This window comes from Pseudomonas frederiksbergensis (assembly GCF_001952935.1).
In the GTDB taxonomy this organism is placed as follows: Bacteria; Pseudomonadota; Gammaproteobacteria; order Pseudomonadales; family Pseudomonadaceae; genus Aquipseudomonas; species Aquipseudomonas frederiksbergensis.
Window position 1 is genome coordinate 1181988 of sequence record NZ_CP018319.1, and the last position, 13894, is coordinate 1195881.

11 protein-coding genes are annotated in these 13894 nt (G+C 59.0%); 5 read left to right on the plus strand and 6 right to left on the minus strand.

What is annotated here, in order from left to right:
* Positions 1 to 28 precede the first annotated feature (28 nt).
* Positions 29 to 850, minus strand: a complete 822-nt coding sequence (locus PFAS1_RS05725) for a carbon-nitrogen hydrolase family protein (protein WP_076028491.1) — start codon at positions 848 to 850, stop codon at positions 29 to 31.
* 125 nt (positions 851 to 975) lie between these two features.
* Between PFAS1_RS05725 and PFAS1_RS05730 the strand changes: the two genes are divergently transcribed.
* From PFAS1_RS05730 to PFAS1_RS05740, 3 genes are all read left to right on the plus strand, one after another.
* Positions 976 to 1776: a helix-turn-helix transcriptional regulator gene (locus PFAS1_RS05730; protein WP_076028492.1), complete on the plus strand. Its 801-nt coding sequence runs from the start codon at positions 976 to 978 to the stop codon at positions 1774 to 1776.
* A 178-nt stretch (positions 1777 to 1954) separates the two neighbouring features.
* Positions 1955 to 3574, plus strand: coding sequence for an FMN-binding glutamate synthase family protein (locus PFAS1_RS05735; RefSeq protein WP_076028493.1), 1620 nt, complete (start codon positions 1955 to 1957; stop codon positions 3572 to 3574).
* Positions 3575 to 3631: 57 nt separating this feature from the next.
* Positions 3632 to 3916 (plus strand): putative quinol monooxygenase, encoded by a 285-nt coding sequence (locus PFAS1_RS05740; protein ID WP_076028494.1) that lies wholly within the window; start codon positions 3632 to 3634, stop codon positions 3914 to 3916.
* 55 nt (positions 3917 to 3971) lie between these two features.
* On the opposite strand, the gene PFAS1_RS05745 is transcribed toward PFAS1_RS05740, so the two are convergent.
* From PFAS1_RS05745 to PFAS1_RS05760, 4 genes are all read right to left on the minus strand, one after another.
* Complete coding sequence (locus PFAS1_RS05745) at positions 3972 to 4346, minus strand: GtrA family protein (RefSeq protein WP_076028495.1); 375 nt, start codon at positions 4344 to 4346, stop codon at positions 3972 to 3974.
* Between the two features lie 149 nt (positions 4347 to 4495).
* Positions 4496 to 6004, minus strand: coding sequence for a glucosyltransferase domain-containing protein (locus tag PFAS1_RS05750; protein ID WP_076028496.1), 1509 nt, complete (start codon positions 6002 to 6004; stop codon positions 4496 to 4498).
* Between the two features lies 1 nt (position 6005).
* Positions 6006 to 6947 (minus strand): glycosyltransferase family 2 protein, encoded by a 942-nt coding sequence (locus PFAS1_RS05755; RefSeq protein WP_076028497.1) that lies wholly within the window; start codon positions 6945 to 6947, stop codon positions 6006 to 6008.
* The gene (locus PFAS1_RS05760) at positions 6944 to 7318 is read right to left on the minus strand and encodes a GtrA family protein (RefSeq protein ID WP_074873995.1); all 375 of its coding nucleotides are present in this window, start codon (positions 7316 to 7318) and stop codon (positions 6944 to 6946) included. Before PFAS1_RS05760 ends, PFAS1_RS05755 begins: the two co-directional genes overlap by 4 nt.
* 239 nt (positions 7319 to 7557) lie before the next feature.
* Between PFAS1_RS05760 and PFAS1_RS05765 the strand changes: the two genes are divergently transcribed.
* The gene (locus tag PFAS1_RS05765; protein WP_076028498.1) at positions 7558 to 8682 is read left to right on the plus strand and encodes an OpgC family protein; all 1125 of its coding nucleotides are present in this window, start codon (positions 7558 to 7560) and stop codon (positions 8680 to 8682) included.
* 54 nt (positions 8683 to 8736) lie between these two features.
* On the opposite strand, the gene PFAS1_RS05770 is transcribed toward PFAS1_RS05765, so the two are convergent.
* Positions 8737 to 10155 (minus strand): amino acid permease, encoded by a 1419-nt coding sequence (locus PFAS1_RS05770; protein WP_074873993.1) that lies wholly within the window; start codon positions 10153 to 10155, stop codon positions 8737 to 8739.
* A 579-nt stretch (positions 10156 to 10734) separates the two neighbouring features.
* Here PFAS1_RS05770 and PFAS1_RS05775 point away from each other — a divergent pair.
* The gene (locus PFAS1_RS05775; RefSeq protein ID WP_076028499.1) at positions 10735 to 13851 is read left to right on the plus strand and encodes a transglycosylase domain-containing protein; all 3117 of its coding nucleotides are present in this window, start codon (positions 10735 to 10737) and stop codon (positions 13849 to 13851) included.
* Positions 13852 to 13894 lie beyond the last annotated feature (43 nt).

The following is a 13894-nucleotide window of genomic DNA, read 5'->3' on the forward strand; positions in this document are numbered from 1 at the left end:
CTCAGAGCGTGGGAACGATCGGTCTTCTTCAGTTTTTAGGAATCAGCAGCTCCCGCAATCCAGAGGCATGCTCGACAACCTCCCCCGGCAACCGCAGCCGCTGATCATCCAGATACCGATAATCCTGCCGCGCCGCCGTCAGCTGAGTCAGGTCCAGCTCCACTGCAAACTGCCCCTCCTCCCGCCCGGCCTCGAACAGCAAAGTCCCCAGCGGATCCACCAGCGCACTGCCGCCCGCGAACACCAACCCGCCATCGCCCTCTTCCACCCGGTTGACCATCAGCGCAAACGCCTGGTTTTCCTGGGCGCGGGCCATGATTGCGGTGCGGTGGGTCGAGCCGTAAGGGTCCATGTTGCCGTTGGTGACGATCAACAGTTCTGCACCCAATTGCGCCAGGGCCCGAGCGGTTTCCGGAAATTCGATGTCGTAGCAAATCAGCAGGCCGACCCGCACGCCGTTCCACTCACACGTCGCGTAACGGTCGCCAGCCTCGAACACTCCGCGATCCGACGCCCAGAGGTGCGTCTTACGATATTTCAGCACGATACCTTCGGGGGTGATCAGCAACGTGGTGTTGTAGAAGCAGCCGTTGTCGTTCTCGGCCATGCCGATCACCACGGCGATCTGGCGTTCACGGGCCGCGGCCAGCACCGCGCTGACGGTCGGGCCGTCCAGCGGTTCGGCGGTCTCGGCCAGCGCTTCGAGGGTCGGGAAGCCCATCAGGTGGGTTTCGGGAAACACGATCAGCTGCGTATCGGCAGCACAGCCCGCTATCGCCTTCAGCGCGCGTTCGAGGTTGTAAGCCGTGTCGTTGTCACGGCCCGCCAATTGGGCGAGTTCGACTTTCATGGGTATTCCTTGTTCTTGACCAGGCTGGCAGAAAGATTGCTCGGTCGGTGTCTGTGCGCCAGTATGCGCAGCAAGCCACCGGCCGGAAAATCACGCCGGTGGGGTAACCCGATAGGGGTAGAGGCATGACACTCTCGTTAGACGACATCGCGTGGCACCGCTCGGTCGGGCAACTGATCGACGCCCTGGACAAGCCCAATTTCTGGACGCAACTGGTCCGGTTACTGGATCAGTACGTGACCTTCGACAGCTGGGTGGCGCTGCTTTTCAGCGCCGATCAGCACCCGCAAGTGTTTGCCGAATGCCCGGGCGCGGACGGCAGTCCCGATCAGTTGTTCCAGGACTACCTGCGCGGTTTGTACCTGCTCGATCCGTTCTACATCGCCTGTCGCGAGCAGTCGCGCACCGGGCTCTATCGCCTGTCGGAAGTGGCGCCGGAGCATTTCGAACTGACCGAGTATTACCAGCGCTACTTTCGTCTGAATGTGGTGGCCGATGAAATCCAGTTCAATTGCCAACTCGAAGGCGACCGCACGTTGTGCCTGTCACTGGGCAGCAAGCAGCGTTTCAGCGGCCAGCAGATCGCCTTGCTGTCGCTGATCCAGCCCTGGGTGCTCGGCCTGTTGCGCCAGCGCCTGCCTTACGAAATCAATGAAACCGTGGCCCTCGCGCCCGCACCGCCGCAAGTTGACTGGCGGGTGCAGCTGGAAGCGTCGGTGCAACAACTCAAAGGCGCGCAATTGACCTCCCGGGAGCTGGATGTCGGGCGCTTGATGCTCAGCGGTTGCTCCAGCAAAGAAATCGCCCGCAAGCTGGAAATCTCTGTCGAAACCGTGAAAGTCCATAAGAAACACATGTACAGCAAACTGGGGATCAAATCCCAGTCAGAGCTGTTTTCTATTTTTCTCCAGGCCCAAAATGCCTGATTACAACGCGGAGTGCTTTTTACTGTGGGAGCGAGCCTGCTCGCGATTGCGGTCTTTCATTCAGCATTGATGTCGACTGAACCACCGCAATCGCGAGCAGGCTCACTCCCACAGGGATCTGTGTGTATCCATGCCCCTGCTGCGTTGAAACTATTGAGTCCGAACCCAAGGAAACCGTATGAGCCTGTCACTCCTGAGCCGCTACGCCTTCTTTGCCGTCTGTGTGATGTTCACCCTCATCAGCCTGCCCTTCCTGGCGCACGACTGGCTGTGGCCGATCACTGCGGTGACCGGCGTCCTAAGCCTCGTGGGCCTGTTCGATCTGCTGCAAAGCCCTCACGCGGTGCGCCGTAATTATCCGATCCTCGGCAACATCCGCTATCTGGTGGAGGGTATTCGCCCGGAAATCCGCCAGTACCTGCTCGAGTCCGACAGCGACGCCCTGCCCTTCTCCCGGGCCCAGCGTTCGCTGGTCTATTCACGGGCCAAGAATGAAAGCGCCGACAAACCCTTCGGCACCTTGATCGATGTGTATCAGTCGGGTTTCGAATTCATCGGCCATTCCATGCGCCCGGCGCCATTGAGCGACCCGAGCAGTTTCCGGGTCACGGTCGGCGGCCCGCAGTGCACGCAGCCGTACTCGGCGTCGGTGTTCAACATCTCCGCCATGAGCTTCGGCTCCCTCAGCGCCAATGCCATTCGCGCGCTGAACCAGGGGGCGAAACTCGGCAACTTCGCCCACGACACCGGCGAAGGCAGCATCAGCGCCTATCACCGGGAAAACGGCGGCGACCTGACCTGGGAACTGGGCAGCGGCTACTTCGGCTGTCGCACCACGGACGGCCGTTTCGACCCGGAACGCTTCGCGGCACAAGCGCAGACGCCGCAAGTGCGGATGATCGAAATCAAGATGAGCCAGGGCGCCAAACCCGGCCACGGCGGGATCCTGCCCAAGCACAAAGTCACCCAGGAAATCGCCGAAACCCGCGGCATCCTGATGGGCGAAGATTGCATCTCGCCGTCACGGCACAGTGCGTTTTCCACTCCGATCGAACTGATGCACTTCATCCAGCAGTTGCGCGAACTGTCCGGCGGCAAACCGGTGGGCTTCAAGTTCTGCCTGGGCCACCCGTGGGAATTCATGGGCATCGCCAAGGCCATGCTGGAAACCGGCATCCTCCCCGACTTCATCGTGGTCGATGGCAAGGAAGGCGGCACTGGCGCCGCGCCTGTGGAATTCACCGACCACATTGGTGTACCGATGCGCGAAGGCCTGTTGTTCGTGCACAACACGCTGGTCGGCCTGAACCTGCGAGACAAAATCAAACTCGGCGCCAGCGGCAAGATCGTCAGCGCCTTCGACATCGCCAGCGTCCTGGCCATCGGTGCAGACTGGGCCAACTCGGCACGCGGCTTCATGTTCGCCATCGGCTGCATCCAGTCGCAAAGCTGCCACACCAACAAATGCCCGACCGGTGTCGCCACCCAGGACACCCTGCGCCAACGCGCACTCGTCGTCCCGGACAAGGCCCAACGCGTCTTCAATTTCCACCGCAACACCCTCAAGGCCCTGGCCGAAATGCTCGCCGCTGCCGGGCTGGACCATCCTTCGCAATTGTCGGCCAAGCATTTGGTGCGACGCATGTCGGCGACCGAGATCAAACTGTTCTCGCAGTTGCATGTGTTCTTGAAACCGGGGGAATTGCTGACCGGGGAAGTGAATGGCGAGTTTTATTCACGGATGTGGCAGATGGCGCGGGCGGACAGCTTTGAGCCGAACGAGTCGGCTGCCGCGTAAACAACAATTGAACGCCAACCTCATCGGGAGGTTGGCTTTACACCAAGGAAGGACAGCATGCTGAAAGTCATCGCTCAGGATTTCATCAAACCCGAACACATTGAAACCGTTCGCCCGTGGTACGCCGAACTGGTCGAGAAGACTCGACTGGAGCCCGACTGCATCGCTTACGACCTGTTCGTCGATCAAAAAGACCCCGGGCACTTTATCTTCGTCGAACAATGGCCGAATCAGGCGGCGCTGGATGCTCATTGCCAGTCTGAGCACTTTCGGCGGCTGGTACCGCAGATCAATGCTTACCAGGCCAGGGATTGCATTGTCGTGTTGATGGATGCGTTCTGATGCCTGCCATTACCAGTGAAGAGCCAAAAATTCCGGATCGGCGTCTGAGACGCCTTCATGACTCACACCCACGAAACACCACAAACCTGGAAAAGAAGAACTCGCCGATCAGGTACAACAACCAAGACGATGTCACCGTCACCAAACCATGCACCTGCCACAGATCTGCGATATGTCCGACGCCATAGCTCACGACGCCCATGACAGCGCTGAACAACAGATAGCCCAGCACCATCGCCTTCCTGTCAAAGGTGTAAAGCGCATGCACATGAAAGGAAAAGGAGACGGCGACGCAAAACGCCACAAGGTTGCTGATCGCCTGACTGAGTTCGACGGCGACGGTGAGTACGAAAAAAATCTGCCAATGAATGAGCGCATTGATCACGCCAATGACCATGTAGCTACAGAATCCTTTCCATAACGTTTTCATTCCGGCACCTGCCAATATCCCTGTTTCAGGTGCCTTTCAAACTAAGTGACAACCCTGTAGCGGTCTACTGACAGTAATAACAGGTAGGTGATCATTTCAGACCAAAGGTCACATCTGACGATATCGTCGCGAACCGTATCCCTCACCTTTCACCAGCGCAGCCTCTTAATCGGCGCGGGCTCTTTCATGACAATAAAACCGTAATCGCCAATCAGATAAATCCGGTAGTACTGGCTCTCCACCAGCGGCGCAAAGTGCTGATAACCCACCCGGGTCGCGTTACGTCGCTCCTTCTCTGCAACAACGTTGGTGATCCCCACTTTCGGCAGGTTCTCGGCCAGCATGAAGAAGTCGATGTTCAGCAGATAGTGCAACACCGGCATCTGCTTGAACGAGCCCGCCGCCCCCCTCAGCCAGTAATCGGAATAGGTCACTGACATGTAAATGCGCTTGGCCTCGAGCAGCTGTCGACTCGACGCGATGTCGTGTTGAAGACTCAATAGCGCGCTGGCCGCGAAGGCTTTCTGCACCGTCAGCACGCGCCCGTAGGCGTACGACAGCGAAAGCATCGCCAGCAACGGAATCACCAACAACAGCGGCAACCGCTGGTGGATTCGTGCCAGCGCCAGATGGCTCAAATAGAACAACAGCACCAACAGGACCGCGAAGCCCATCAGGGTCCTGGCGCCTTCATTGAAGTCCCGGAAAAACAGCGCCATACCCGACACCAGTAAGGTCACTGCCGGTAATGCCAGCACGCAGATCAGGCCGATCAGCATTTTGTTCGCCGGGCGGTCCTGGCGCGCCACGACGTTGAGCCCCAGTCGCACCGCGCCAGCCATGGCACACAGCAACAACCCGGCGAACACCCAGGTAAATCCGCCATGAAACAGCAGCACGACTTTTTCCAGCACCCTGGCGATGTTGACGTGCAGTTGCAGCAACGGCTCCGCGCTCCAGTTCAGCAGCAGGGTGCGCTTGTGCTGAGTGAACGGATAAGCACTGACGGCGTAAATCAGGCAGCCGAGGAAGGCCTGAGCGATTTTCCAGCCGATCAACCCGCACCATTGCGGCCAGGCCAGTTTGTCATTGGCGGCCCTGAGTACTTCCAGGCAACACAACCCGAGAAACACATTGAAACTCACCTGATACAGCCCTATCGCCAAGGCAACCAGGAAGGACGGCACCAGCCACTGCTGAATGCGCGAGGGGGGACGAAAGGTGGTCGCATAGATGACCGCCACCACGCTCAACGCCATGGCGGGCCCGTCGTATTGATAAGACAGGTTTTGCAGGAAGAACGGGTTGTACCAGAGCGGTAGCGTTACCAGGCAGCAGGCGATTGTCGGTTGGGGATAGTAATGAAACGTCAGGCTGGTCAGTGCCGCGGCCATGGCCAGCGTGGCGATCAACAGCGGCAGCGGAAAGATGTTCGGCGCGGCATCGCTGAACGTCAGCAGGTTGTAGAGCAACTCGGTGAACAACCGCCCCTGCTCCGCCCAAGCCATACCGGCCGACAACGATCGCCAGTTGTCATCGATATACGGATAGTCCGCAAGGATCAGCGGCACCACATAGACAAAGGTCGCCAACAGAAAAAACAGCCAGACCTGCCGACGCCCGAGTTCCTTGCTGAAAAAGTCGCTGAACCGGCCCATGCTAAATCCCGAGCCGGTCTTTGCCGCCGACGATGTCTTTCACCACGTAGCGCGGCCGATGCTTGGCTTCGATGTAGATGCGGCCGACGTACTCACCGAGGATGCCAATGCCGATCAGTTGCACGCCGCCGAGAAACAGAATCGCGGTCATCAGCGACGGGTAACCGGGGACGCTGTTGCCGAAGAAAATCTTGTCCAGCACCATGTACACCGCGTAGAGCACCGCGAAGATCGAAATACCGCCGCCGACGTAAGTCCATAAGCGCAACGGCACCGTGCTGAACGAAGTCACGCCTTCCAGCGCCAGATTCCAGAGCTTCCAGCCATTGAACTTGCTGGTGCCTGCCGCTCGCTCGGCGCGCTCGTATTCCACCACCACGGTGTTGAAGCCGGCCCATGACAGCACGCCTTTCATGAACAACTGATGCTCCGGAAGCGCGCGAATCACGTCGACCACCTTGCGATCCATCAGCCGAAAATCGCCGACGTTTTCTTCGATGCGGGTGTAAGCGATCCGGTTCAGCACCCGGTAGAACAGCGAAGCACTGTGGCGTTTCAGGTAACTGTCGGCGGTGCGATCCCGGCGCTTGGCGAGCACCACATCCGCACCTTTTTGCCATTGGTCGATCAACCGGGGGATGACGCTGATCGGGTCCTGCAAATCGACATCCATGGGAATCACCGCATCGCCGGTGGCGTATTCCAGGCCGGCGAACAACGCCGGTTCCTTGCCGAAGTTGCGTGAGAAGTTGATCAGCAATATCTGTTCATCGGCCTGCGCCAAGGCCTTGACCTCCTCGGCCGTGCGGTCGGAACTGCCATCGTTGATGAACACGATTTCGACCTCGGTCTGGTCAAGCTTCAACTCGCGACGCACGGCCTGATAAAACAGGCTGACCGCCTGTTCTTCATTGAATACCGGAACGATCAGCGAGACTTTCATGCGTTACGCCTGCGAAAGACCACGTACTTTGAAAACAGAAAGCCCAGCACCAGGCTCAACGCCGAAAAAATAGCCACCGTCAGCAGGCCATGAAGTCTCCATACGTCACCGGCATGGCCGACGCCCAGACTCAGCGCCCCCATGGCTCCCAAGAATAGAAGATAACCGCCGACCGACGCCTTGGCTTCGAAGGTATACAGCGCGTTCATGTAGAAGGAAAACGAGGCGGCAACGCAGAAGGCAGACAGGTTACTGACAGCCTGACTGAAGCCGGCACCCACGCTCAGCAGGAAAAAAATTTGCCAGTGAATCAGCGTGTTGGCGACCCCGACCACCGTGTAACTGGAGAATCCTTTCCACAAGAGCCTCATGGTGATTCTCCCGTTTCACTTCATAAAACTTTGAACCTCTCTACTGTCAGAAATCACAGGTCTGACGACCTTTCAGACCAGCGGTCAGGGCTTACCTCAATGCCAAGAGACATTCCGTAATATCCCCGTTTTGCAATTGCCCGCGAATCACGCCACCCTGCGCGCCGCCTAAGTGCGGCGCGCAATCTTTGGCGCCTCGGCTTCTCCTTTTCCCGACACCCGTTCACGAGCCTGCCGTCATGACGTTTGAGCGCGATCACCGAATCGACTTTTTTCGCGGCCTGGCACTGATCTTCATTTTTTGGGATCACGTGCCTCACAACCCCCTTGGCCAAATCACCCTGCGCAATGTCGGTTTCAGCGATGCGGCAGAAATATTCGTGTTTCTCGCCGGCTACGCGGCCGTTCTGGCCTACGGCAAAATCCTTGCGCGCGATGGTTACCTGATCGCCTGCGTGAAGATTCTGCGGCGCGCCTGGGTGCTCTACGTGGTCCATATTTTCCTGCTGGCCATGCTGATGGGCATCGTGTTCTTCGCCAACAGCCATGTGGAGACCCGCGATCTGGTAGAAGAAATGGGCCTGCATCACTTCATCACCAACCCCCAGCAAGCGTTGACGGATGAGTTACTGCTGCGCTTCAAGCCGAACCTGATGGACCCGCTGCCGCTGTACATCGTGTTGCTGGCGGGATTGCCACTGGTCCTGCCGTTGCTGGTGCGCAAGCCGTGGGCGGTCGTCGCCGTGTCATTGGCGGTGTACTTGCTGGCACCGCGGTTTGGCTGGAACCTGGCGGCCATCAAGGACGGTGTGTGGTACTTCAACCCCGTGACCTGGCAACTGCTGTTTGTCCTCGGCGGCTTTATGGCGATTCACGGGCAGCGGCCACGTGTGCCCGACAAACAACGGCTGTTGCGCCAGCCGTTGTTTGTCAGCGCGGCGGTGTACGTGGTGGTGGCCGGGGTGATTACTGTCTCCTGGCGCTGGCCGCAAATACACGATGCCCTGATGCCGGCGAGCCTGAGCAACTTGTTGTACCCGATCAGCAAGACCGATCTGTCGCCGGTCCGTCTGCTGCACTTCCTGGCGCTGGCCTATGTCACCGCAAGGCTCTTGCCCGGCAGTGGCTGGACGCAAAACTGGCTGGCGCAGCAATGCTGCCGCATGGGGCGCTACTCGCTGGAAGTTTTCTGCCTCGGCGTGCTGTTGGCGCCCTTGGCGGACATGCTCAACGCCCTGACCGACGATGCGTTTGCCATGCAGGTTTTCACCGCATTGGTGGGTGCAGGGGTGATGGCGTTGCTGGGGGCGTGGCTGGATTTCAATAAACGCCTGAATCGATCAGTGCAAACCGCGACAGCCTGAAATGCAAAAGCCCCGGCCAATGGACCGGGGCTTTTTCATTTCAGGCGTTACACCTTACGAAGCCGAACGCACCGCACCCTGCGACACATTGGTCGGTTGCAGCTTGAACACGTAGAACAACACCGTCAGCAGCACCAGGAACGCCGGGCCCACATACAGCGCCACGCGAGTGTCCGGGAAGTACGCCATCAGGCCGACCACCAGCACCAGAAACGCCAGCGCCAAGTACGAGCTGACCGGGTACAGCCACATCTTGTATTTCAGGCCGGCACGTTCGCTGGCGCTCAGGCCTTGGCGGAACTTGAGCTGGGCCAGCAGGATCATCACCCAGGTCCAGATCGCGCCGAAGGTGGCAATCGCGGTGACCCAGACGAAGACTTTCTCCGGGACCATGTAGTTGAGCAGCACACCCAGCAACAGCACGAAAATCGACAACAGCAACGCGCGACGGGGCACGCCATTGCTCGAAGTCTGGGCAAAGCCGGCCGGGGCCTGACCGTTCTGCGCCAGGCTGTAGAGCATGCGCCCGGTGCTGAAGATACCGCCGTTGCACGACGACAGTGCCGCGGTGATCACGACGAAGTTGATAATGCCGGCGGCGGTCTTGATACCCAGGCGCTCGAAGGTCATCACGAACGGACTGCCCTGGGTGCCGATTTCGTTCCATGGGTAGATCGACAGGATCACGAACAGCGCGCCGACGTAGAACAGCAGAATCCGCCAGAACACCGAGCCGATCGCATTGGGAATGGTCTTCTGCGGGTTCTTCGCTTCACCGGCAGTCAGGCCGATCATCTCGACGCCGAGGTAGGCGAACATCACCATTTGCAGGGACATCAACACGCCTTGCACACCGTTGGGCATGAAGCCGCCGTGGGCCCAGAGATTGGAAATCCCCAGCGCCACACCGTCGTTGCCGAAACCGAATGCGATCACGCCGACACCGCCGATCACCATCGCAATGATGGTGACGATCTTGATCAGGGCGAACCAGAACTCGAACTCACCGAAGGCTTTCACTGCGATCAGGTTGATCGAGCCCATGCTGATCAACGCGGCAAGTGCCCAGATCCAGCGCGGCACGTCGGGGAACCAGACGCCCATGTACACCGCCACCGCGGTGATTTCCGCAACGCAGGTCACCAGCCACAGGAACCAGTAGTTCCAACCGGTCAGGAAGCCCGCCAATGGGCCGAGGTAGTCTTGAGCGTAGCGGCTGAAGGAGCCGGCGACCGGGTTGTGCACCGCCATCTCGCCGAGGGCGCGCATGATCACCAGGATCGCCAGACCGCCGATGATGTAGGACAGCATGATTGCCGGGCCAGCCATCTCGATGGCCTTGGCCGAACCGAGGAACAGACCGACACCGATACAGGCACCGAGCGCCATCAACCGAATATGCCGTTCGCCGAGTTCGCGTTTGAGCGGACCGCCTTGAGCGGTCTCGCCATTGGGCAGGTGATTGCCTGGCATAGGAGTACAACCTCATCTTGTTATTGGATATGACCACCGAGTGTCGAAGCGCTGACCGGTAAGCCAATGCTTTTCTGAAACCGGGCCTGCTTTGTGGGCAAACCCGTCTTGCAGGACAAAACCGGCAAGATCAGCGGGGCGTGCAGTATAAAAAGCTTCTGACAGGGTTTTTCACTCTATAAACCACAACATTCAGCGAGAACTCTCGGGAAAAGTGCGGTTTACGGAGTGGCATTAACTGGCTTACGTAGGATTATTCGCCAATGAAACGGCGCGGAGTATTGCACGGTAATGGTGCGTCGTCATGCCCCTACCTGCGTAGAAGTTACCGTCTGATGGCTCTAGTTCAGGCGTTTCAGACTCCCCACCGCGCATGGTGAGGGGGCTCTTGTGGTGAGGGGCTTTGTGGCGAGGGGGCTTGCCCCCTCGCCACAGCAAGCCCCCTCGCCACAAAAGCCCCCTCACCACAGGGAATGATGGGAAATCGATACTTGTGCATTCACAATTTTTTCACCAAGGCCAACCACCGTCTAAGCTTCAGACAAGTCCTCTCAATCTGCGTGAATGGATCAGTCGACTATGGGCGTTTTGTGGCAAACCGATTCGAGTAAAAATGTGGTTCAGACTGGACGTATGGACGAAACGCCTTTACCTGAAAAATCCCGAAGCAGTCGCACCAGGCACGGCTGGGGTGCGTTTTGGTTGTTGTTGCTGATTATCCTGATTGTCCTGGGGCTGGCCGCAGCCAAGGAAATGCGCACGTCGAAGTTTCAATCCCGGGAACTGAGCCAATACGCCGCCACTTTGAGCTACGAGCTCAAACCCGGTCCCAGCGATGCCATTCGCTATCCTGGTGCCGGCCCTTTCGACCTGCGCCTGGGCTACAGCTCTCTGGATGAATTCCTGTCGCGTCTGATCAAGCGTGACTACGTTGTGGCAGCCCAAACCCGGTTTTCACAAAAACTGATGGACTACACCGACAAGGGCTTTTTCGTGCCCTACCCGGAAAAAATCCAGGCGGGATTGTCGATCACCGATTGCCGCGCGGCCCCCCTTTACCAGTACAAATACCCACAACAACTGTATTCAAGCTTTGCGGCGATCCCCCCGGTGGTGGTCAACAGTTTGCTGTTCATCGAAAACCGCTTTCTGCTCGATCCCCGTCAGCCCCGGGCCAACCCTGCCGTGGATTGGCCGCGGTTCGGCATGGCAGCGTGGTCCCAGGTTGCCAAGTTGATGCACCTGCCGGGCCAGTCGGCGGGCGGCAGTACCCTGGCGACGCAACTTGAAAAGTACCGGCATTCACCCGATGGCCTGACCGTGTCGGGCGCGGAAAAAATCCGTCAGATGATTTCTGCCAGCGTGCGCGCCTATCAGGCCGGGCCGGAGACCCTCGAAGCCCGGCAGAATGTGATTCGCGATTACCTCAACAGCGTGCCTCTGTCGGCGGTACCCGGCCACGGTGAAGTGCATGGCATGGCCGAAGGTTTGCGTGTCTGGTACGGCGCCGACTTCAACCAGGCCAACGAGCGGCTGGCCAGCAAGGAGACCGATGCGAAGAGCATGTCGGAAAAAGGTCTGGCCCTGCGGGAGATGCTGTCTTTGATGATTGCCCAGCGCCGCCCTTCCCACTACCTGACCAAGGGGCGCGAGGAACTGGCCAGCCTCACCGACAGCCACCTTCGCCTGCTGGCTCAGAATGGCGTGATCGATGCCCCACTTGCGGCGGCGGCATTGACCAGCAAAGTGACCTATCGCGACTGGCAGACACAACCCACCATTCAGCCAATCGAAACCAACAAGGGCATCAGCGTGGCACGCAGTCGTCTGGGCGGGTTGCTCAACCGTCCACTGTACGACCTCGATCGCCTTGATCTTTCCGCCACCAGCACCCTGCAAGGCGAGTTGCAAGCCCAGGCCACCGAGTACCTCAAGCATCTGGCCGACCCTGAGTTTGCGGCGCAGATCGGCTTGATGGGCGAACGCCTGCTGACCCCCACCAGTACCGCCCAGGTGCGCTACAGCTTCACGCTGTTCGAACTGACCCCGGATGGTTCGCGGGTGCGGGTGCAGACCGACAGCACCGACCAGCCGTTCGATATCAATGAAGGCAGCAAGCTGGAACTGGGCTCCACCGCCAAGATGCGTGTGCTGACCACCTATTTGCAGATCATCGCCGAGCTGCACGAAAAATACGCAACGATGACCGTCCCGGAACTGAAGAAGGTCGACGTCCCCGATCAGGACCGCCTGAGTCGCTGGGCCGTCGATTACCTGATCCAGACCAAGGACCGCAATTTGCCAGGCATGCTCGGCGCAGCACTGGATCGCAAATACTCGGCCAGCCCCGGTGAAGCTTTTTTCACCGGTGGCGGGCTGCACACATTCGTTAACTTTCGCAAAGAAGACAACGGCCGCCTCCCGACCCTGCGCGATGCCCTGCGCGAGTCGATCAACCTGCCATTCATTCGGCTGATGCGTGACCTGGTGCGCTACACCACGTATTCCGGCCCCAATAGCAGCGCCGAATTGCTCAAGGACGATCGCGACCCTCGGCGTCAGGAATACCTGGCTTCGTTTGCCGACCGCGAAGGCACGTCGTTCCTGCTGAAGTTCTGGAAGAAATACAAGAACAAGGACACCCAGGCGCGGCTCGAGACCTTCCTCGACGGCATGCGCCCGACCCCGATCCGCATGGCCGCGGTGCATCGGTATCTGTTGCCACAGGCCAGTCAGGAAAGCTTCAACATGTTCGTGCGCTCGCACCTCAAAGGCGCCAAGCTCACCGAAAAACTGACCGACGAACGTCTTCAGCGGCTTTACGAAAGCTACGGCCCTGGCGCCTATGATTTGCCGGACCAAGGCTTCATCGCCAAGGTTCACCCGCTCGATTTGTGGTTGATCGGTTACCTGCTGAACAACCCCGACGCCAAGTTCAGCCAGATCGTCAAAGCCAGCCAGTTCGAGCGTCAGGAAGTCTACAGCTGGCTGTTCAAAAGCCGCCACAAGGGTGCGCGCGACAGCCGCATTCGCACCATGCTGGAGATCGAAGCGTTTCTCGACATTCACCAGCGCTGGCAGAAAGTCGGCTATCCGTTCGATCATCTGGTGCCATCGCTGGCCACCGCCATCGGCAGCTCCGGCGATCGTCCGGCAGCCTTGGCGGAGCTGATCGGCACCATCCTCAACGATGGCGTGCGCATGCCCACGCTGCGCATCGACAGCCTGCATTTTGCAGCGAACACACCGTACGAAACCAAACTGATCAATGACCCGGATGTCGGTAAACGGGTGATGCCTTCCGAGGTGGCCGCAGCCATGCGCGAAGCGTTGTCGCAGGTGGTGGATGCCGGCACAGCCAAACGCATCTCCGGCAGTTTCATAACGCCTGATGGCAAACCGTTGGGCATGGGCGGCAAAACCGGTACGGGAGATAACCGCATCGAGGCCTTCGGTTCGGGGGGGCGAATTCTGAGTTCGAAATCCATTAACCGCACCGCGACCTTCGTGTTCTACATCGGCGATCGTCACTTCGGCACAATGACCGCGTTTGTGCCCGGGCAAACGGCCGAAGCGTTCAAGTTCACCTCGGCCCTGCCAGTGCAAGTGCTCAAGGGGATGGCGCCGATTCTGACGCCGTATCTGCAACCGGGAAGCAGTGTGGCGTGTGCGCCGGTTCCGACATCGCGACTGTGAGTTTCAGACATTCAGTTCAATGGTGGCGGCCGATGCGCGAGCG

Coding starts and splice junctions, on each gene's coding strand:
- PFAS1_RS05725 (WP_076028491.1), bottom strand. CDS start 850: ATGAAAGTCGAACTCGCCCAATTGGCGGGCCGTGACAACGACACGGCT.
- PFAS1_RS05730 (WP_076028492.1), top strand. CDS start 976: ATGACACTCTCGTTAGACGACATCGCGTGGCACCGCTCGGTCGGGCAA.
- PFAS1_RS05735 (WP_076028493.1), top strand. CDS start 1,955: ATGAGCCTGTCACTCCTGAGCCGCTACGCCTTCTTTGCCGTCTGTGTG.
- PFAS1_RS05740 (WP_076028494.1), top strand. CDS start 3,632: ATGCTGAAAGTCATCGCTCAGGATTTCATCAAACCCGAACACATTGAA.
- PFAS1_RS05745 (WP_076028495.1), bottom strand. CDS start 4,346: ATGAAAACGTTATGGAAAGGATTCTGTAGCTACATGGTCATTGGCGTG.
- PFAS1_RS05750 (WP_076028496.1), bottom strand. CDS start 6,004: ATGGGCCGGTTCAGCGACTTTTTCAGCAAGGAACTCGGGCGTCGGCAG.
- PFAS1_RS05755 (WP_076028497.1), bottom strand. CDS start 6,947: ATGAAAGTCTCGCTGATCGTTCCGGTATTCAATGAAGAACAGGCGGTC.
- PFAS1_RS05760 (WP_074873995.1), bottom strand. CDS start 7,318: ATGAGGCTCTTGTGGAAAGGATTCTCCAGTTACACGGTGGTCGGGGTC.
- PFAS1_RS05765 (WP_076028498.1), top strand. CDS start 7,558: ATGACGTTTGAGCGCGATCACCGAATCGACTTTTTTCGCGGCCTGGCA.
- PFAS1_RS05770 (WP_074873993.1), bottom strand. CDS start 10,155: ATGCCAGGCAATCACCTGCCCAATGGCGAGACCGCTCAAGGCGGTCCG.
- PFAS1_RS05775 (WP_076028499.1), top strand. CDS start 10,735: ATGGGCGTTTTGTGGCAAACCGATTCGAGTAAAAATGTGGTTCAGACT.